The organism is Bradyrhizobium campsiandrae, assembly GCF_014529705.1.
GTDB lineage: Bacteria > Pseudomonadota > Alphaproteobacteria > Rhizobiales > Xanthobacteraceae > Bradyrhizobium > Bradyrhizobium campsiandrae.
This window is the reverse complement of record NZ_JAANIH010000005.1, coordinates 57,195-75,845: the sequence shown is the minus strand read 5'-3', so window position 1 is coordinate 75,845 and position 18,651 is coordinate 57,195. Positions and strand designations below refer to the sequence as shown.

The 18,651-nt window shown below is 64.1% G+C and carries 14 protein-coding genes and 1 pseudogene; 5 read left to right on the top strand and 10 right to left on the bottom strand.

The annotated features are described in order from the left end of the window. Positions 1–48: 48 nt before the first annotated feature. Positions 49–843: a DeoR/GlpR family DNA-binding transcription regulator gene (locus G8O24_RS05360; protein WP_188097212.1), complete on the top strand. Its 795-nt coding sequence runs from the start codon at positions 49–51 to the stop codon at positions 841–843. An 81-nt stretch (positions 844–924) separates the two neighbouring features. On the opposite strand, the gene G8O24_RS05355 is transcribed toward G8O24_RS05360, so the two are convergent. From G8O24_RS05355 to G8O24_RS05340, 4 genes are all read right to left on the bottom strand, one after another. Then, positions 925–2,076 carry a substrate-binding domain-containing protein gene (locus G8O24_RS05355; protein WP_188097210.1) on the bottom strand — a complete coding sequence of 384 codons (1,152 nt, stop codon included), beginning with the start codon at positions 2,074–2,076 and terminating at the stop codon, positions 925–927. A 97-nt stretch (positions 2,077–2,173) separates the two neighbouring features. Continuing rightward, the gene (locus G8O24_RS05350) at positions 2,174–3,166 is read right to left on the bottom strand and encodes an ABC transporter permease (RefSeq protein WP_188097207.1); all 993 of its coding nucleotides are present in this window, start codon (positions 3,164–3,166) and stop codon (positions 2,174–2,176) included. Beyond that, positions 3,163–4,743 (bottom strand): sugar ABC transporter ATP-binding protein, encoded by a 1,581-nt coding sequence (locus G8O24_RS05345; RefSeq protein WP_202988747.1) that lies wholly within the window; start codon positions 4,741–4,743, stop codon positions 3,163–3,165. The genes G8O24_RS05350 and G8O24_RS05345 overlap by 4 nt, the downstream gene beginning before the upstream one ends. 240 nt (positions 4,744–4,983) lie before the next feature. Next, positions 4,984–5,973, bottom strand: coding sequence for a Bug family tripartite tricarboxylate transporter substrate binding protein (locus G8O24_RS05340; protein WP_188097205.1), 990 nt, complete (start codon positions 5,971–5,973; stop codon positions 4,984–4,986). Positions 5,974–6,354: 381 nt separating this feature from the next. On the opposite strand from G8O24_RS05340, the gene G8O24_RS05335 reads away from it, so the two are divergent. Next, entirely contained in the window at positions 6,355–9,195 is a 2,841-nt protein-coding gene (locus tag G8O24_RS05335) for an ATP-binding protein (RefSeq protein WP_188097203.1), read from the top strand. A gap of 56 nt (positions 9,196–9,251) precedes the next feature. Here G8O24_RS05335 and msrA read toward each other — a convergent pair whose 3' ends face one another. The 6 genes and pseudogenes from msrA to G8O24_RS05305 all read right to left on the bottom strand — a co-directional run bounded on the left by msrA (position 9,252) and on the right by G8O24_RS05305 (position 13,762). After that, positions 9,252–9,767 (bottom strand): peptide-methionine (S)-S-oxide reductase MsrA, encoded by a 516-nt coding sequence (gene msrA / locus G8O24_RS05330; RefSeq protein ID WP_188097201.1) that lies wholly within the window; start codon positions 9,765–9,767, stop codon positions 9,252–9,254. Positions 9,768–9,902: 135 nt separating this feature from the next. Then, positions 9,903–10,325 (bottom strand): OsmC family protein, encoded by a 423-nt coding sequence (locus tag G8O24_RS05325; protein WP_188097199.1) that lies wholly within the window; start codon positions 10,323–10,325, stop codon positions 9,903–9,905. Positions 10,326–10,443: 118 nt separating this feature from the next. Next, a pseudogene (locus tag G8O24_RS05320) lies at positions 10,444–11,755 on the bottom strand (epoxide hydrolase family protein). Positions 11,756–12,030: 275 nt separating this feature from the next. Next, positions 12,031–12,720 carry a VOC family protein gene (locus G8O24_RS05315; RefSeq protein ID WP_188097197.1) on the bottom strand — a complete coding sequence of 230 codons (690 nt, stop codon included), beginning with the start codon at positions 12,718–12,720 and terminating at the stop codon, positions 12,031–12,033. A gap of 69 nt (positions 12,721–12,789) precedes the next feature. After that, complete coding sequence (locus G8O24_RS05310) at positions 12,790–13,461, bottom strand: sensor histidine kinase (protein WP_188097195.1); 672 nt, start codon at positions 13,459–13,461, stop codon at positions 12,790–12,792. A gap of 70 nt (positions 13,462–13,531) precedes the next feature. Then, complete coding sequence (locus tag G8O24_RS05305) at positions 13,532–13,762, bottom strand: hypothetical protein (RefSeq protein WP_188097193.1); 231 nt, start codon at positions 13,760–13,762, stop codon at positions 13,532–13,534. 39 nt (positions 13,763–13,801) lie between these two features. Here G8O24_RS05305 and G8O24_RS05300 point away from each other — a divergent pair, with 39 nt between their 5' ends. From G8O24_RS05300 to G8O24_RS05290, 3 genes are all read left to right on the top strand, one after another. Then, positions 13,802–16,639, top strand: a complete 2,838-nt coding sequence (locus tag G8O24_RS05300) for an ATP-binding protein (RefSeq protein WP_188097191.1) — start codon at positions 13,802–13,804, stop codon at positions 16,637–16,639. A gap of 118 nt (positions 16,640–16,757) precedes the next feature. Continuing rightward, entirely contained in the window at positions 16,758–17,465 is a 708-nt protein-coding gene (locus G8O24_RS05295; RefSeq protein WP_188097188.1) for a hypothetical protein, read from the top strand. A 174-nt stretch (positions 17,466–17,639) separates the two neighbouring features. Further along, positions 17,640–18,626: a helix-turn-helix domain-containing protein gene (locus G8O24_RS05290; protein ID WP_188097186.1), complete on the top strand. Its 987-nt coding sequence runs from the start codon at positions 17,640–17,642 to the stop codon at positions 18,624–18,626. Positions 18,627–18,651 lie beyond the last annotated feature (25 nt).

Here is an 18,651-nt window from a genome sequence, read left to right as displayed (position 1 = left end):
ATCATTGTAAGATCATTGTCAACCGGATAAGCAAGCTCGGTGACGAAAATGGCTGAAACACCGACCGCACGCTCCAGCGAGACCCGCGTCCAGCGGCTGCAAAGGCTGCGCCGGGCCGTCGAGAGCAGCGGCGCACTGCATCTGAAGGACGCCGCGGATTTGCTCAAGGTGTCGGAGATGACGGTGAGGCGCGACCTCGCCGGTCCTGACGGTACGCTCGCTCTGCTCGGCGGCTATGTCGTCAACGCGGCCTCGCCCACCGGGATCAAGTACACGTTCGAGCAGGAAATCGATCAGCACACGCAGGACAAGCGCCTCGCCTGCCGGTCCGCCGCCGCCTTGATCAGGGAAGGCGACACCATCTTCATCGACTGCGGCACCACCATGCAGTCGCTGGCGGATTGCCTGCCCGAGGAGATGCCGCTCTCGGTGATCTGCTATTCGCTGAACGTCGCCACGATCGTCACGCACCGTCCGGCAACGCAGGTGATGCTGATGGGCGGACTCTATCATCCGTCGTCGCAGTCATTCTCGTCGGATGATGGTCTGTCCTATCTGCGGCGGCTCGGGGTCAACAAGGCCTTCATCTCGGCCGGCGGCCTGCACTGGACTCGCGGCGCGAGCTGTTCGAATTTTCACGAAGTCGCCATCAAGCAGGCCGTGATCGCCACTGCGATGGAGAGCATTTTGGTGGTCGACGCCAGCAAGCTCGGCAGCCTCAAGCCGGCGTTCTTCTCCGATGTCGGCTCGTTCTCGCGGATCATCGTCGGTGGCGCGGTGCCATCAGACACACGCAAGCACTTCCGCAGCCTTCCCGTCGAATACGTCACCAGCGCAACCTGATCCGGACGGGGGCTGGCTCGCCCGGATCAGGCTCACTGAACGATGCGCGGCCGCAGACGATCGTGCATCGCTATCACAAGCTCAGTTGCAGGCGGGCTTCGCCTTGTTGCAGGCATCCGTCAGCTCGGCCGGCGGATCTTTCTTGAAGACGGTTTTGTAAGACTCCAGCACATTCGCTTGCGTCACCGGCAGCGACTGCACACCGACCCAGCCGGGCGTTTCCTTGCCCAGCAGCGCATTCATCATCGCCATCGCCTCGGCGACGCCCTGGTCGTAAGGACGCTGCGAGCCGGTCGCCTTCAACGGACCGCCCTTGGCGATCTCGATCGCCGATTGCAGGCCGAGATCGACCGTCGTCATGGGAATGTCGATGCCCTGGGCCCGCATCGAGCTCAGCGTGTCCAGTGCCGGCTGATCCCACACGGCGTACAGGCCCTTGACGTCAGGATTGCCGGTCAGGAAGTCGCCCGCGATCTGCGAGACCTTTGGCGGATCGGTGAAATCGACCTGCTTCATCTTGATGTCCGGACGGTTCGCTTTCATCCACTCCCGCACGCCCTTGGTGCGCTCGTTGGTGCTGAAATAGTCGACGCCGAAATTGACCAGACCGATGGTGCCGCCCTGCGCCATACAGGACGCCAGGATCTGCGCCGCGATCTGGCCGTTGCCCTGGCTGTCCGCCGAGACCATCGTCGCGTATTCCTCGGGGTGCTTCAGGCCGGTCGGAATGCTGTCCATCAGCACGAGCTTGATGCCGGCCTTGGCGATCTTCTTGTAGGTCGGCGCGGTCGCGGTGAAATCGACCGGGATCGAGATGATGCCGTCAGGATGCTGCTGGATGGTGTTCTCGATGTCGGCGATCTGCTTGTCGACCTGGTATTCGGCGGACGCGACGCCCGTCACCGTCACGCCGTACTTCTTCAGCGTGTCGGTGATGCCCTGGATCTGGAGCTGCGACCAGTCGAGGTTGACCGTCTGCATGGAGATGCCGACCTTGAAGTGCTTGTCCTTGATCTTCGCGACATCGGCCTCGGACAGCGCGAGCACCTCGGGCGAAGCCGCCTTTTCGCCGTGGGGGCCCTGGCCGACGATCGATTTCGGCCCGAGCGTTGCGAGGTCGACGCCCTTGACGCAGGTCGCGGGCACTTCGGCGCGGGCCGCGGGAACAGCCACGACGGCCGCAGCGGCCATCAAAACGGTCAAAGGCAAGGCTTGGCGCAAGACTGGTTTCATTGTTTCCTCCATTTTTTTTGGTCGCCGATTACCTAGGGGCCAACGACCTTGCCCCTACCCACGCAATGCGATGAAATACATCGCGCCTGACTTCCGACTAGCGTTTCGTAAAAGCAACCGCGGCGACGATGATCGCGCCCTTGATCACCAGCTGCATCGGCGAGCTCACGCCGAGCAGGACGAGACCGTTGTTGAGCGTGCCGATGATCAGGCTGCCGAACAGCGTCCCCAGAATGTAGCCGCGGCCGCCGAACAGGCTGCAGCCGCCGAGGATCACCGCGGCGATGACGTCGAGCTCCATGCCCTGCACGACATCTGGCCGCGCGGCATGCGAACGCGCCGACAGCACCAGCGCGGCGAGGCCCGCCAGCGTGCCGGTCAGCACAAAGGCCGCCGTCGTGATCCGCTTGGTGTTGATGCCGGAATAGAGCGCCGCGGTCGGATTGCCGCCGACCGCATAGATGCGGCGACCGAACACGTTGTAATGCAGCAGCAGAATGCCGACGATCATCGCCGCCAAGGTCCAGGCGATCGGAACCGGTATGCCGAGGAACGTGCCTTCGCCGAAGATTGCGAAATAGGTCTCGTTGGTGATGATCACAGGCTTGGTGTTGGTCACCATCATCGCAAGTCCCCGCGCCATGCTCAGCGAGCCCAGCGTCACCAGGAAGGACGGGATCGAGAGTTGCGTGGTCAGGATGCCGTTGATCAGCCCGACCAGCGCACCAGTGCCGAGCCCCGCGACGGCGCCGACGATCCAGCTGTTGTTGATCTGGCTCATCGCCAGCGCGGCGGCCATGCCTGACAGCGCCAGCGTCGATGCAACGGACAGGTCAATCTGGCGCGCAATGATGATGAAGGTCATGCCGACCGCGATGATCGACACCAGCGTGGTCTGCCGTCCGATGTTCAGGAAATTGTCGACCGAGAGAAACCAGGGCGAGGACAGGCTGAACACGATCAGGAGGATCACGAAGGCGATGTACAGCATGTAGGGCCGTTCGCCCCGCAGCAGGTTCTGGACGAGCTTTCGGCGCCGATCGGAGCGGGTCGGCGAAGCGACGACGTTGGGAGCAGTCAGTTCGGTCATGCGGACAACTCTTGCAAGGAACCGGGCTCGGAGGCCTGGTACATCTGAAGCAGATGATGCAGCTCTTCGGCGTCATCGATCTCGCCGCGCACCAGCGTGCGCGCGACGTACCCGTCGACGATCACGGAGATACGGTCGCAGAGCTCGATCAGTTCGACGAGGTCGGAGGAGACCATCAGCACGCCGCTGCCGTCGCGGGCAGCATTGCGGATCACGGCGTAGATTTCCTCGCGCGCGCCGACGTCGACGCCGACCGTCGGTTCGTCCAATAGCAGCACCCGCGGCCGAGGATCATTCCACTTGCCGAACACGACCTTCTGCTGGTTACCGCCCGAGAGCGTCCTGACCAGGCTGGACGCGCCCTGCGCCTTCACCGCGAGCCGCGCGACCGCACTTTCCGCACGCCTGATAGCAGCGCGTTGTTGCATCCAGCCCCAGCGCGAGAAATGCGGGATCCGCGGCAAGGTGATGTTGCGTTCCACCGAATGGTCCAGAACCAGGCCTTGCACGTGCCGGTCTTCCGGCACCAGCGCGACGCCCTGCTCGATCGCATCGGCAGGCCCATTCGGAAGCCACCCTCGGCCTTCGATTTCGATTGCGCCGCCCTCGAGCGCCCGCAGGCCGAATACCGTCTCGAGAATCTCGGTGCGTCCGCTGCCGATCAATCCGGCGAGGCCATGGACCTCGCCCTTCAGCACGGTCAGATCGACGGCGCGAAGCCGGTCGTTCGACACGTCCGATAGCGACAAGACCGGCGACGGATCCAGCGCGCGTTTCGCGGTAGGCGCAGCGCGCGTGCCAATCGACGCCGATCGATCTGACCCGACGATGGCGTTGACCAGCCGCTTCATGTCGGTCTCGGCGGTGATGAACGTGCCAGCATTGGCGCCATCGCGCAGCACGGTCACGCGCTGCGAGATCTCGAAAACCTCGTTGAGGCGGTGGGTCACATAGATCACGCCAACGCCGCGCCGTGTCGCCTTGCCGATCGCGTCGAACAGGATGCGGACTTCATCCGATGTCAGCGAGGAGGTCGGCTCGTCGAGGATCAGAAGCCGAACCTCGCCCATCAGCGCCTTTGCGATCTCCGTCATCTGGCGATAGGCAAATGGCAACGAGCCGACGGTCGCGCGCGTATCCAGGGGGATGCCGAGCTCTTGCAGGAACGCCTCGGCCCTGGCCATCAGAGCGCGCTTCCTGACAAAGCCCAAGGCTGTGCGCGGCTCGCGACCGAGCAGCAGATTGTCCGCAACGCTCAAGGATTCGACGAGGCTGAGGTCCTGATAGACGACGGCGATCCCCGCCTCACGCGACTTCGCCGGGCTGTCGAATTCGACGGGCTTGCCCGCGATATCGATCGTGCCGCTATCGAGGCTATGAACCCCACTGAGAATCTTGATCAGCGTGGATTTGCCGGCGCCGTTCTCGCCCAGCAGCGCGTGCACCTCGCCGGCCCGGACTTCGAGATTGACGTCGCGCAGCGCACGCACGCCACCAAAGCGCTTGTTGATGGCCCTGACCATCACGAGCGAGGTCGACGGCAGGGATTCTGCTGCAACCGAACCGGACAATTCCAAGCGTTCCTCCCGTCGGCCCGGCGAGATGCTGGTACGATGGTGACATATTGTTATTTTTGCAACTTATCTTGTTATAATTCTATCACATCGGGCCGACTGTCAATGGCTGATCACATCGGCCGGCGGGAATGCCCCCCGCTTCCGACGGCACGTGAGGCGGCGAAGGTCGGAAGGGAGAGCTGGCGCAGGGACCTGGAAGCGAGCGGAATCTGCCCAGGTCATGCGGAGGGTCGGCAGGATCTACAGCAGCTTCAGCCCGATCGACTTGATCACGGGAGCAAGGCTTGCCGTGGTGGCGTCGACGTTTCGCTGGAATTTGTCCGGGCTCGAATCGCTGTCGGGCTCCATGCCCTGGGCGCGATATCTAGCCTGCATGGCAGGATCGGCCATCGCCGAGCGTGTCGTCTGCGCGATCTTGTCGATGATCGCATCGTCAGTCAGCTTCGGCGCGAACAGCCCGAACCATCCCTCATAGCTGAGATCCGGCAGGCCCGATTCCATGGCGGTCGGGATATCAGGTGCACCGCTCAGACGCTTGTCCGGCGTGACTGCGAGCAGCCTTATCTTGCCGGCTTGCCGCAATTGCAGCAACTGAACAGACATGACCGCAATCATGAGAGATATGTGGCCGCTGACGAGGTCGTTGGTAGCTTGCGCGATCCCCCGATAGGGAACGTGGACGATGTCCAGCCCGCCGGCCTGCTGTTTGAACAACTCGCCGACCAGATGATTGCCGGTACCGATGCCGGGCGTTCCATAGGACATCGTGCCGGCATTGACCTTGGCGTACGCGATCAGCTCTTTCAGATTTGTGGCCGGCACGGACGGATGGGTAGCAAAAACCAGCGCACTGCTGATCAGGCGATAGATCGCCCGGAAGTCGCCGACGGAATAAGTGGGATTCGCCGTCGTCAGCGGGATGATGACCTGTGTGCTGCCATTTCCGAGAAGCAGCGAGTAGCCGTCGGGCGCATCGCGCGCGACGGCAGCGGTCCCGATCGCGCCGCCTGCACCGCCAATGTTCTCGACGAAAGTGGGACCAAGCTGCGATGACATCCTCTCCACCCAGGGGCGTCCGATTTCATCGCCGGAACCGCCGGGCCCATAGGGAATCACGAGCCGGATCGGACGCGATGGATAGGCTGCGGCCCCTGCACTGGCTGGAAATCCGGCGGCTGACGCTGCAATCGCGGCTGCATGGAGAACGCGTCGCCGCGTGAGGATGGTCATGTCCCGTTCCTGAGGGTTGGCAGCTCGTGATCAGTGGCGGGACCGGCTCCCCGAAACTCCATTCGCAGCACTGTGCGGTTCCCGTCAATCGCCAGCGGAGAGCGGCTTGGCGATGACGCCCGTGAATAAAGCGGAGGCGACCCCCGTTTTGCCGCATGCACACCCTGCGCGGGAGCGACAGGTTCCGCCGCAGAGCGCTGCGTCAGACCGTGACTTAACCCCTTAATCAGAAAGCGATATTTTCACCGCGCGAACATCGATCAAGGCTGACGGGACGAGGCTGACGGCTGCTCCCGCTGCTTTCGTCCAGTTTACTCGCCGTCTCGATCTGCTAGACCCATTCAAACATTTTTGACTCCCTGCCAAGGGACCGGATGGCGCGTGCCAGACGAGAGCAACCAGAACTCGGCCATTTCCTTTGGGCCATTTCGACTGTTCCCGAAGTCCCGGCTCCTGGAGAAGGACGGCGCGCATCTTCACATCGGAGGTCGGGCGCTCGACATCCTGATCTTCCTGGCCGAACGGCCTGGCGAAGTCGTCGACAAGCGAGAGCTGGTCAAACGCGTCTGGGCCGACGTGAATGTGGACGATGGCAGCCTCCGGTTCCACATCGCAGCCCTGCGAAAGGCCCTCGGCGACACCGGCAAATCGGCCCGCTATGTCGTCAATGTTCCCGGGCGCGGCTATTGCTTCGTCGCCTCCCTCGCCCAGACTGCTGCCGAGCTCCAGCCGCCCGCGGTCGAGATCCCCTTCCCTCGCTCGCTGCCCGCTGCGCTCGCCCGGGTGATAGGACGAGACGACGTCATCGAGAAGATCTCGACCGGACTCACACTCCATCGTTTCGTCACGGTGGTCGGCCCCGGCGGCATCGGCAAGACCGCCGTGGCCGTGACCGTGGGCCATCGCCAGCTCGCGTCCTTCAATGGCAACGTCTTCTTCGTCGACTTCGGACCGGTGAGGAAGCCCGACCTCGCAGCCATCACCATCGCCTCGACTCTCGGACTGTCCATCAACGCGGAAGACCCGGTCCCGGCCCTGATCACCCATCTCCAGGCGAGACCGACGCTGCTGATCTTCGACAGTTGCGAGCACGTGCTGGAGACCCTCGCGCCGCTGGTCGAGCGCCTCGTGCGCGAGGTGCCGCGATTGCATGTGCTGGCCACCAGCCGCGAATCCTTTCGCAGCGAAGGCGAACGGATCTTTCGGCTGTTTCCACTGGATTGCCCGCCGCGGCGCGACGACCTCGCCGCAGCCGACGTCCTCGCTTATCCCGCAGCCCAGCTCTTCGTCGAGCGCATCGCGCAGAGCTCCGGACCGTTCCAGCTCAGCGCCGAGGAAGCGCCGCTGGTAGCGGACATCTGCCGCCGGCTTGATGGCATCGCGCTCGCGATCGAGCTCGCGGCGGGGCGCGTCAACGCCTATGGAATCGCAGGCACTGCATCCCTGCTCGACAGCCGTTTCTCCCTGCAATGGCGCGGACGGCGGACGGCCATCCCGCGACACCAGACGCTCAGCGCGGCGCTCGACTGGAGCTACGACCTCCTTCCCGAATCCGAGAGCGCGATCCTGCGGAGATTGTCGGTATTCGCCGGGCCGTTCACGCCGGAGGCGGCTGCCGCAATCGCTGCCGGCGACGGGCTCAGCACATCGGCGACCATGGAGGCGATCGACAATCTCGTCACCAAATCGCTGATCGCACCGTCAGGCGCACGGACGCTGCGTTATCGGCTGCTGGATACGACGCGCACCTACGCACAGGGCAAGCTGAACGAGGCCGGCGAGGCGAAGCGGATTGCGCAGCGGCACGCCGAATATTTTCGCGACCTGTTCGAGCGCGCTGAAGCCGAGACCTCCGCGCCGCTGTCGGACTGGCTCGGCGTCTACGGCGCGGAGCTTGACAATCTGCGCGCCGCGCTGGACTGGGCCTTTTCGCCTGAAGGCGACGCACGGCTCGGCATTGCGCTGACGGCGGCGGCCGTCACGCTCTGGGTCCGCCTTTCGCTGTTTGCGGAGTGCCGCGAGCGCGCCAGAACGGCGCTGGGCGCGCTCGGCGACCATGGCGAGGAGCGAGTGCGCATGCAGCTGCTGGCGGCGCTGGGCTGGTCGCTGATGTACGGCGAAGGACGGGCCCGTGAGGCGCGCCCAATCCTCGAAGCCACACTCGAACTGGCCGATAGGCTGGACGACAAGGATTTCCGGCTGCGGGCGCTCTGGGGCCTGTGCATCGACCAGTTCAACAACGGCGCCTTCGGCAAGGCACGCGCGCTCGCGGATCGCTTCACCGAAGCCGCCGCGAATTCACCTGACAAGACCGACCTCATGCTGGCAGACCGTCTCATGGCCGTCGCGCTGCATTATCTCGGCGACCAGCGCGAGGCGCGTGTCCGGATCGACCGGGTGAACGCCTCCCTGCATGTGCTGGCCGAGAAACCCAAGATCTTCCCGCTCGACTTGCGGATCTCGACGCAATATTTCCGCGCCCGCATCCTCTGGCTCCAGGGGCATGCGGATCAGGCCCTCGCGCTCGCCGAGCGCAACGTCCATGAGGGTCGCGCCAACGGCCACGCGCTGACCTTCTGCAGCGTGCTCGGACAGGCCGCCTGCCCGATCACCTTTCTCGCCGGGGATTACGATGCCGCCGAGCGCTACGGGTCCGAACTGCTCGAGCACGCCGAACGACACGCGATCAGGCTCTGGGTGCTGTGGGCCCGCGCCTTCAACGCCCTGGTCACGGCCAACCGCACGGATGCCGAGACCGGCTTGCCGCTGCTGCGCGACGAGCTCAATCGCGCCGGCGATGCGCGTTTCCTGCCGCGCTTTCTCCCCCTGCTCGGCGAGCTCGCGGCCTGTTTCGGACGGGCCAATCAGGTTCATCAGGGCTTTGACACGATCGAGAACGCGTTGGCGCGTTGCAACGACAGGCAGGAGCGCTGGTACCTGCCAGAGCTGCTCCGCATCAAGGGCGAGCTCATGCTGCGAGAGTCGCCCCGATCGGAGGTTGCGGACGCCTGCTTTCACCAGGCCATGGAGCTGGCGACACAGCAGGGCGCAGGCTTCTGGCAGCTGCGATGCGCCATCAGCATCGCACAGCTTCGGATTGAACGGCAGCAGCGCGCAGACGCGCTCGCCATCCTGGAGAAGGGATCTGACGCTTTTGCCGAAGGATCCGATATCGCCGACATGCGGATCGCGCGGGGTTTGATCGCGCAATTGCGCGCGTGACTCCTCCGGATCGGAGCTGGACCGATAGAACGCGATCCGATAGGCCTTGGCCCTTCCTAGGCTCTTGCAGCAGCCGCGCGCCGCGGCAGCTTCCAGTCCGGCCGGATGAAATGGCAGGTGTAGCCGTCGGGATAGCGTTCGAGATAGTCTTGGTGCTCGGGCTCGGCCTCCCAGAACTCACCGGCGGGCGTGACTTCGGTCACAACCTTGCCGGGCCACAGACCCGATGCTTCGACATCGGCAATGGTGTCTTCCGCGACGCGCTTCTGTTCATCGGACGTATAGAAGATCGCCGAGCGGTAGCTCGTCCCCCGATCGTTGCCCTGACGGTTGAGCGTGGTGGGGTCGTGGATCTGGAAGAAGAACTCCAGCATGGTTCGATAACTGGTCTTCGCCGGATCGAAGATGATCTCGATCGCTTCGGCATGGCCTTCGTGATTGCGATAGGTGGCGTTCTTCACCGCACCGCCGGTGTAGCCGACGCGCGTGGAGACGACGCCGGGCTGCTTGCGAATGAGATCCTGCATGCCCCAGAAGCAGCCTCCGGCCAAAACTGCGCGTTCTGTCGTCATTTGATGCTCCATCTGCTTCATCGGGACGCCTGCAAGTGGAGAGCAAGCGTATCCTCTCCCTGACGGCCTCTCGCCCAGGACTTTGCCTTCATCCGGCCGATGCTGGCAAGTCCCGGGGCCGCTTCCGCTGTTCGACTAGGTCAGCTTGGCGTCGAGCGTGATCGTCGCGTTCAGCACCTTAGAAACCGGGCAGTTCTTCTCTGCTTCTCCGGCGATACGGGCAAAGCCGGCATCGTCGAGGTTGGGCACCTTGGCGCGCAAGGTCAGCGCCGACTTGCTGATCTTGAATCCCTTCCCTTCTGGATCGAGGGTGACCGCGGCTTCAGTGGACAATTCAGTCGGCGTGAAGCCGGCGAGCTGAAGACCGAAAGCCAGCGCCATCGTAAAGCAGCCGGCGTGGGCCGCCGCGATCAATTCCTCGGGATTGGTCCCCTTCTCATTCTCGAAGCGGGTTTTGAACGAATAGGGCGTCTGCGCGAGCACGCCCGACTCGCTCGAGAGATGGCCCGTGCCGTCGCGACCGGTGCCCTGCCATACTGCCGTTGCCTTGCGGATCATCTTGTTTCTCCTGGTTTGATTGGGGGTCGTTGAGCGGCGCTCCGGACTTTTCGAAGACTATCGCGGCACCTGCGCCATGCAACCGGTCGAGCGCCGCAGCGGTTCCATCAGTTCCAACTCAGATCGACTGGCGCAGCGGCCGGAACGCGGTCCGCATTTCCGCGCAGAACAGCGCGGGCTGCTCCCAGGCCGCAAAGTGGCCACCCTTGTCGAGCCGGTTGTAGTGGATCAGCTTGGGATAGGCTTTCTCCGCCCAGCTGCGCGGCGCCGCGTAGATCTCGTCCGGGAAGACACTGACGGCGACCGGGATCTTCACATGCTTGGGGGCGAAGAACGGCAGCTTGCTCTCCCAGTACAGGCGCGCCGAAGACACTGCCGTGTTGGTCAGCCAGTAGAGCGTGATATTGTCGATGATGTCATCGCGCGACAGCCCTTCGGTCTTGCCGTCGAAGACACGCGCGATCATCGCGGCGCTGCGGGCGTCGTGGTCGAGCATCCAGGACGCCAGGCCCGCCGGCGAATCCACGAGGCCATAGAGTGTCTGCGGCCGGTTCGACATCTCGATCGCGTAGCCGAGGCCATGCTTGTAGAAATCGTCGAGCTGATCGTAGGCATAGCGCTCATCCGCAGAAAGACCTGATGGCCTCGATCCGCCGGGCTGGAGTGCGCTGGCGATCTCGTCGGGAACGGTCGCGGGCATGTTGGTGTGAATGCCGATCAGTTCGGGCGGCGCCAGCAGCGCCATCTGCTCGGTGACCGCGTTGCCCCAATCGCCACCCTGGGCGACGTAACGGCTATAGCCAAGCCGCGCCATCAGCACGACCCAGGCTCGCGCAATGCGCTGCGGATCCCAACCGAGAGCCGTCGGCTTGCCCGAGAAACCGTGCCCCGGAAGCGAGGGGATCACGAGATCGAATGCATCCGCGGCCGTTGCGCCATGCGCGGTCGGATCCGTCAGCGGGCCAACGATCTTCATCTGCTCGATGATCGAGCCGGGCCATCCATGGGTGACGATCATCGGCAACGCGTTGTCGTGCCTGGAGCGCACGTGGATGAAGTGAATGTCGACGCCGTCGATTTCGGTCACGAACTGCGGCAGCGCGTTCAGGCGCGCCTCCATTTTGCCAGTCATAGTCGGAGTGCCAATAGCGCACGAGCTGCTGGACCGTCGTGAGCTGAACACCCTGCGACTGATCGGCGACGATCTCCCGATCCGGCCACCGCGTTGCCACCAGGCGCCGGCGCAGGTCCAGCAGATCCTCCTCGGGTATATCGACGCGAAACGGACGGACCACGCCGCTCGCGGCTGATGTCGCCGGATGCGACGGAAACAGGCTCACCATGCCGGCGACCGCGACGCCCATCGCGGCCTGGCTCAACAATTGACGTCGGTCGGGATTGAGGATGTCGGCTCGTGCGTGCGTCGTCATTTTGGATCTCCCTTCGCTTTGGTCGGCAACGTTGACCGAATTCAAACTCGACAGATCGGTTTCGTCCTGCAACGGAGAATGGCTCAAGCACTCGCAATTGGCTCGTTATGGATTGTTAGGCCGCGTTAGCCGTTGCGAGTCGGCGCAAGGCCGGGCGAGAACGCAATGTGTGATGATTTTCACCCCAATGTCGAAATGCATCACGGCGCACGACTTGGCATCGCGCACCGTGTGACGCGAGGCAGGGCTCAATGCCTGCGATGACGACGGTCTATTCAGGTCGGGAGCGGCTGGCCGGCCTGCTCTCGCACGATGTAGTCGGCATACCAATCCTGCCAATTATCGTCGTGCACGCCGGTCCGCTTTTCGTGCTCGCCATGCGCCGACGCCGCCCGGCGCAGCGCACGCGCAAGTTCGCCTGACGAGGTGAACGTCGTGTCGGTCGCCTCGATACGGCCGGGCAGCCGCGCGGTGATTTCCTGGAACAGCCAGCCGTTGCCGTCGGGATCCCTGAAGGAGGCAAACGAGCTGTAGCTGCCGCGTTGCGGGTCCGCACCGTTGAGCCTGACGCGGCCGAAGAGATACGGCTCGTCCGTGCCGGCGTGAACGTCGCCGGCACCATGGAAGGGTTCGCTGACCTTGACGCCGCGCGCCAGCAGATCCTCTCGCGCCGCTTCGAGATCGGAGACGATCAGATACAGGCCTTGCGCCGATCCCGGCGCCGCGGGCGTCACGTTGTTGCCGAAAATCACAGAACAGGCCGAGCCCGGCGGCGTGAACTGGATGACGCGCCAACCATCGGCGGATGCGAAATCGGCGTCCAGTCTCCAGCCGAGACCCGCATAGAACGTCTTGGCGCGATCGACGTCCGATACCGGGATCACGACGACCTCGAGCCTGACATCGACTCGCTGCGATTTCGGCGCGTTGGTTCCGAGCTCGTGCCTCGTTTCAATGATGGTCATGTCGAACTCCCTGATTTGAGGCCGCGGGCTCGCGACCGAAGCGGCTTGTGGCTGACGCAGGCGAGCTGTTCAGATCCGCTCCATCGGCATCGCGATGGACACGCGCGTGCCGCCCTGCCGGGCTTCGCCTTGCAAGCCCGCACCAAGGCTGCGAGCGAGACCTTCCAGGATCCGACTGCCGGCCCCCTTGAGCGGTCCGGTCGCACCAACGCCATTGTCGGCCACGGTGCAGAACCAGCAGCCCTCGCGGTTTTCCATTTCGACGCGGATCAGCGCATCGCTCCTGTTCGAAAAGGCGTGTTTTGCTGCATTCGTGACCAGCTCCGTCATCATCAGAGCGAGACGGTGGCAGCGCCATGCCGGCAACGTACCGCTCTCGATAGCGGCCTCGCACCGTATCCCCGCCGGTTGCAGCACCGCCTCGGAGAGCGCACCGCACAGACGTTCGAAGAAGGGCTCGACAGCGACCTCCGAGAGATCATCATTGTCAGACAGAAGCTGATAGAGCCTGCCAAAGGCGACGATGCGCCGCTCCAGCCGGTCCACCGCCACCGACATATCCCTGGCCCCTGCGCGCCCGAAGTCCCGACGGACCGACGCACCCAGCAGCGTCAAAGTGTTCTTCATGCGATGGTGCGACTCGCGCAGCACGAGCTCCCAATCGCGTGAGGCATCGTCGAGATTGGCCACGACATGAGATCGAACGCCCCCGTCGTTCGGCCGCGAGCTGAGATCGGACATCAGAGCCTCCCCCGATGGAAATGGACCTAATTCGAAAGCTATAGTGATGCAGAGCTGGCCCTCACGCTCGTTAGACGTTGCAAGATTCTGTTATGATCGGATGGCGCGGCGATATTTGCAGGGCGCGACTGAAACACACGCGCACGCGCCCTGCCGCATTTTTCCCCTTTCCGCTTAAGCCGTTCACGTTTAAACAAAATTCGCCGCGTTTCACCCTGACGCTTTCGACGCGATCTCGTGCCTCCTGCTCGATTTCGCCGCTTTCGACCGGTTTACTCACAGCATCGTTCTGGTAGATCAAACAGACAGCAGCACTTTCCTTTTGCTGGAAACATGGCGCGTGCCGGACAATAACGACCAGGACTCGGCCATCTCCTTCGGGGCCTTTCGGCTGCTCCCTCGCTCGCGGCTGCTCGAGAAGGATGGCGTGCCACTTCATCTCGGCGGCCGCGCGCTCGACATCCTCGTCTTTCTCGCCGAGCGAGCCGGCGAGGTCGTCGACAAGCGGGAATTGGTCAAGCGGGTCTGGGCCGACGTAAATGTCGACGAGGGCAGCCTGCGCTTCCACATCACCTCGCTGCGTAAGGCGCTGGGCGATGCCAGCGAAGGTTCCCGCTACATCGTCAACGTCCCCGGGCGCGGCTATTGCTTCGCGGCCCCGCTGCTCCGTGCCGCGCCCGCGGAGATCAGGACAGATGCGGTTGTTTCCTCGCTTCGTTCCCTGCCCGCCCCGCTCGCCAAGATGATCGGCCGGGACGAGGCCGTCGACAGGATCGCGACCGAGCTGTCCCTGCATCGCTTCGTCACCATCGTCGGCCCCGGCGGCATCGGCAAGACCTCGGTCGCCATCGCCGTGGCGCATGGCCAGCATGCGAGCTTCGAGGGGCAGATCTGCTTCGTCGATTTTGGTGCCCTGACCGACCCGCGGCTCGTTCCCGCGACGATCGCCGCCGCCCTCGGCCTGACCGTCAATTCCGGCGACCCGATACCGGGGCTGCTGATGTCGCTGCGCGGCCGCCGACTGCTGCTGGTCTTCGACAGCTGCGAGCATGTCATCGACGAACTGGCTCCACTCGCCGAGCGCATGGTGCGGGAAGCCGAGGGGCTGCATGTTCTCGCCACCAGCCGCGAATCCTTCCGCACCGAGGGCGAACGGGTCTACCGGCTATTTCCGCTCGATTGCCCGCCGCAGCGCGAGGGCCTCAGCGTGGCCGAGATTCTCGCCTATCCGGCGAGCCAGCTTTTCGTCGAGCGGATTGCCGAAAGCCTGAGCGAGTTCGAACTCAGTGAAGAGGATGCCCCTCTCGTCGCCGATATCTGCCGGCGCCTGGACGGCATTGCACTTGCGATCGAGCTTGCCGCCGGACGGGTCAACGCCTACGGCATCGCCGGTACGGCCTCGCTGCTCGACAGCCGTTTCTCGCTGCTATGGCGGGGACGTCGCACCGCGATTCCGCGCCACCAGACCTTGAGCGCGGCGCTGAGCTGGAGCTACGACCTCCTGCCTCCGGCCGAAAGCGCGACCTTGCGCGGCCTGTCGGTCTTCGTTGGGCCATTCACGCTGGAAGCCGCACTCGCCGTCGCCGCATGTCAGGGCATCGCCGAGGCGGAGGCGGTCGAAGCGATCTCGAATCTGCTGTCAAAATCCCTGATCGCGACGTCACCCGCGGAACGGCGGCTGCGATACCGCCTGCTCGACACGACCCGCGCCTTTGTGAACGACAAGCTTGTCGAAAACGGAGAAGCTGCCCGGGTCGCGCGCGCCCACGCCGAATATTTCCGCGACTTCCTCCACGACATCTCGATCAAATCGACGGGCCTGCAGAGCGCGGGCGGGTTCCTGCCCTATGCCGATCATCTGCCCAATGTGCGGGCCGCGCTGACCTGGACTTTTTCCGAGGCCGGCGACCGCGTGGTCGGCGTGGACCTCGCGGCATCCGCCGCGCAGTTCTTTCTCGAGCTCACCTTGCTGACGGAATGCCATAGCTGGACCCGGCAGGCGCTCGCCCACGCCGACGCGCTTGACGGTCGGAAGGAAATGACGCTGCAGGCCGCCCTCGGCGTCTCCGTGATGTTCACGCAAGGCAATACGGAAAGCGTCCGGTCGGCCTTCACGCGAAGCCTGCAACTGGCCCAGCAGCTCGACGACCTGCACTGGCAGCTCTGGCTGCTCCGCGGGCTGCACATCTTCCTGACCCGGGTCGGAGATTTTCACGGTGCGCTCGGCACCGGCGTCCAGGGCGAGAGCGTCGCCAGGAAGCTGAACGATCCCACCAGCACGCTGAATGTCGAGTGGATGATCGGCGTGGCGCATCATCTGATCGGCAACCAGGACAAGGCCGTCCAGTTCTGCGAGAGCGCGATGGTGCACAATCCGAGCTCGCAGCGGCTCAATATCGGCCATCTCGGCTATGACGACCGCATTGTCGCGCTGGTCGCCCTGGCGCGCGGGCTCTGGCTCAGCGGCCGGCCCGATCGGGCCATCGCGGCGGCACGATACACCGTGAGGGCGGCCGAACAGCTCGAGCAACCGTTGACGCTTGGGATCGCCCTGATCTGGACCATCTACGTGTTTCTGTGGGTCGGCGACTGGGCCAGCGCCGAAAGCCTGATCGACCGGCTGATCGACCACGCCGCACGGCACTTCCTCGGCCCCTATCACGCGGTCGGCATCGGCCAGAAGGGCGAGCTCCTGCTCCGCCGCGGGGACATTGCGGGCGGCATCGAGCACCTCAGGCGCAGCCAGGCGACCTTGTACGCCACGCGGCACCGGATCATGACGACCGTGTTTGCGACAGCGCTCGCGGAGGGGCTGGCGGCCCAGAACGAGGCCGACGAAGCGCTCCGCACGATCGAGGAAGCCATCGCCCAGATCGGCGATCACGGCGAATCCTTCGACATGCCGGAAATGCTCCGCGTCAAGGCGGACATCCTGGTCCAATCCGCCCGGGCGACGGAGGCCGAAGCCTGTCTTCAGCAATCGCTGGCCTTGTCGCGCCGGCAATGCGCGCGCGGATGGGAGCTGCGGGGGGCGATGAGCCTCGCCCGCCTCTGGCGGCAGGCGGGACGTCAGCGCGACGCGCAAGCGCTGCTCGCACCGCTCATCGCGCAATATCAGGAAGGCCTGACGAGCCACGACCTGGTCGCCGCCAAGGGGCTCCTGGGCGCCCTGAATTAGGAGCATCTTCAACGGGATACCGCCCGATCCGCGTCTTGCAACTCCTAACAACTTCTAACACGCCAAGCCGCTTCTGTCCCGCCATGGTGCAGGCACTTCATGGTGGATGCAGTGAGACATGGCACTTCTTGACGACGCGATCGACGCCTGCGGAGGCCTCGCCCACTGGAGCAGTTTGAGCCGGTTCACGCTGCATCTTTCCGTTGGCGGCACGCTCTTCTCGGACGCCGGGCACGCAAGCGAATTCAAAGACGTCACCGCGGAGGGATCGACCCAGACGCAATCGGTCCGCTTCACCGGGATGACTGGCGGCGAGCAATCCGGCGCGTTTCAGCCCGACGCGGTCACGATCGAAAGTCTGGATGGACAGGTGCTGCGGACCTGGCGCAACCCGACCCTTGCCTTCCCCACCAATGGCACGCATGCGCTGGCGGATGAACTGCATCTGGTCTTCTTCTGCGGCGTCCAGATCTGGAACTATCTCACGACGCCCTTCCTTCTCGCCCACCCTGATGTCGTCGTCGAGGAACTGCCGCCGTGGCAGGAGCACGGCGAAATCTGGCGACGCCTGCGCGCGCAATTTCCGCCGAGCCTCGTCAGCCTCGCGTCCGAGCAAGTGTTCTACTTCGATGGAAACGCCTTGCAGCGGCGGACCGATCACGATCTCCTGGGCGCACCCGTTGCGCATTTTTCGTGGGCCCATGAGAACTTCAGCGGCATCGTGGTTCCAACCCTTCGGCGCACGCTGACGCAGCAGGCCGACGGAACCGTTGTCGCCAAGCCCGTGCTGGTCGACGTCGAGATCTTCGACGCGGTCTTCGAGTAGCTCATCGCAATTCATGCGACGGGTCGGCGCACCTCGTCCGCCTCCACATAATCTAACAGATCCTAATCACCCCTAACGGGCGTCCGGGCGCACCCACGTCTATCCTGCGACCATACCGAGAATGCGACTTCACCGGTCACAGCGAACGACCGCGAAGCTCAGAAGGAACAGGCCATGCTGACCGAATTGCAGAGCACCCACAGCTGGATCGATCTTCTCGGTGGAAGAGATCACGAAGCTCCTGACGCGTTTGCGGCGATCGCACGCGAGGCGCGGTGGCGTCAGATCGCTTGCAACGCGCAAGCCGTGCCGGAAGACATCATGATCTCGCGATGGGAGGACTCGCGCCAGGCCTCGCGGCACGACGCGACCACGCCGCCCGGCCGTTATTTCGTCGGCATCGCGCTGAAGACCACGCGTGCCATCCTGACCAGGGGCGAACGGGTTATTTTCGACGGCATCATGCCGCCGGGCACGCTGTATGTCAGCGCGCCATCGAGACAGCTCAGCGTGCAATTCCAGGCGCCCTGCGCCTTCCTGCACCTCCACATTTCCGTCGACCATTTTCCGGCGCGATGGTCGCAAGGCGCGGAAGGGCTCGATGATCTCGTTCTGTTGCGCGATTCCCTCACCGCAGGACTGGCCAAGGCGCTCGCCGAGCAAGGCGATGCCGCGGGCTACCAATTTGCCCGCTGCATCGGCCAGATCCTCGCCATGCGCCTGGCGCGCTCCGAATCGCCGCGAGCCAAAGTCAACGCCCTGCCGAAATGGCGCCTGCGGCGCGTCGAGCACCATATCGCCACCCATTTCGAACGCAGCATCAGCCTCTCCGATCTCGCCAATGTCGCGGGCCTGTCGAGAATGCATTTCGCCGCGCAGTTTCGTGCGGCGACCGGATATCGCCCACGCGAATATTTGCTCAATCATCGCATCGAGCAGGCGAAGTCGCTGCTGACGACGACCGAACGGCCCTTGGCCGAGATCGCGCTCGCGGTCGGGTTCAGCACCCAGGCGCATTTTTCAACGGTGTTCAAACGCATCAGCGGCCAGACACCGGCCCGTTGGCGCATGGCAGCCAAAAACCAAAGGCCTGACGTCGAAGCGCTGCCGCGACGGCGTCCGTCCTGGGACGGCGACCGGTTCGCGGGCACGGCCGCATGACAGTGGTTTCGGCGCAAGGACCCGC

Coding starts and splice junctions, on each gene's coding strand:
- G8O24_RS05360 (WP_188097212.1), top strand. CDS start 49: ATGGCTGAAACACCGACCGCACGCTCCAGCGAGACCCGCGTCCAGCGG.
- G8O24_RS05355 (WP_188097210.1), bottom strand. CDS start 2,076: ATGAAACCAGTCTTGCGCCAAGCCTTGCCTTTGACCGTTTTGATGGCC.
- G8O24_RS05350 (WP_188097207.1), bottom strand. CDS start 3,166: ATGACCGAACTGACTGCTCCCAACGTCGTCGCTTCGCCGACCCGCTCC.
- G8O24_RS05340 (WP_188097205.1), bottom strand. CDS start 5,973: ATGACCATCCTCACGCGGCGACGCGTTCTCCATGCAGCCGCGATTGCA.
- msrA (WP_188097201.1), bottom strand. CDS start 9,767: ATGACGACAGAACGCGCAGTTTTGGCCGGAGGCTGCTTCTGGGGCATG.
- G8O24_RS05325 (WP_188097199.1), bottom strand. CDS start 10,325: ATGATCCGCAAGGCAACGGCAGTATGGCAGGGCACCGGTCGCGACGGC.
- G8O24_RS05315 (WP_188097197.1), bottom strand. CDS start 12,720: ATGACCATCATTGAAACGAGGCACGAGCTCGGAACCAACGCGCCGAAA.
- G8O24_RS05310 (WP_188097195.1), bottom strand. CDS start 13,461: ATGTCCGATCTCAGCTCGCGGCCGAACGACGGGGGCGTTCGATCTCAT.
- G8O24_RS05295 (WP_188097188.1), top strand. CDS start 16,758: ATGGCACTTCTTGACGACGCGATCGACGCCTGCGGAGGCCTCGCCCAC.
- G8O24_RS05290 (WP_188097186.1), top strand. CDS start 17,640: ATGCTGACCGAATTGCAGAGCACCCACAGCTGGATCGATCTTCTCGGT.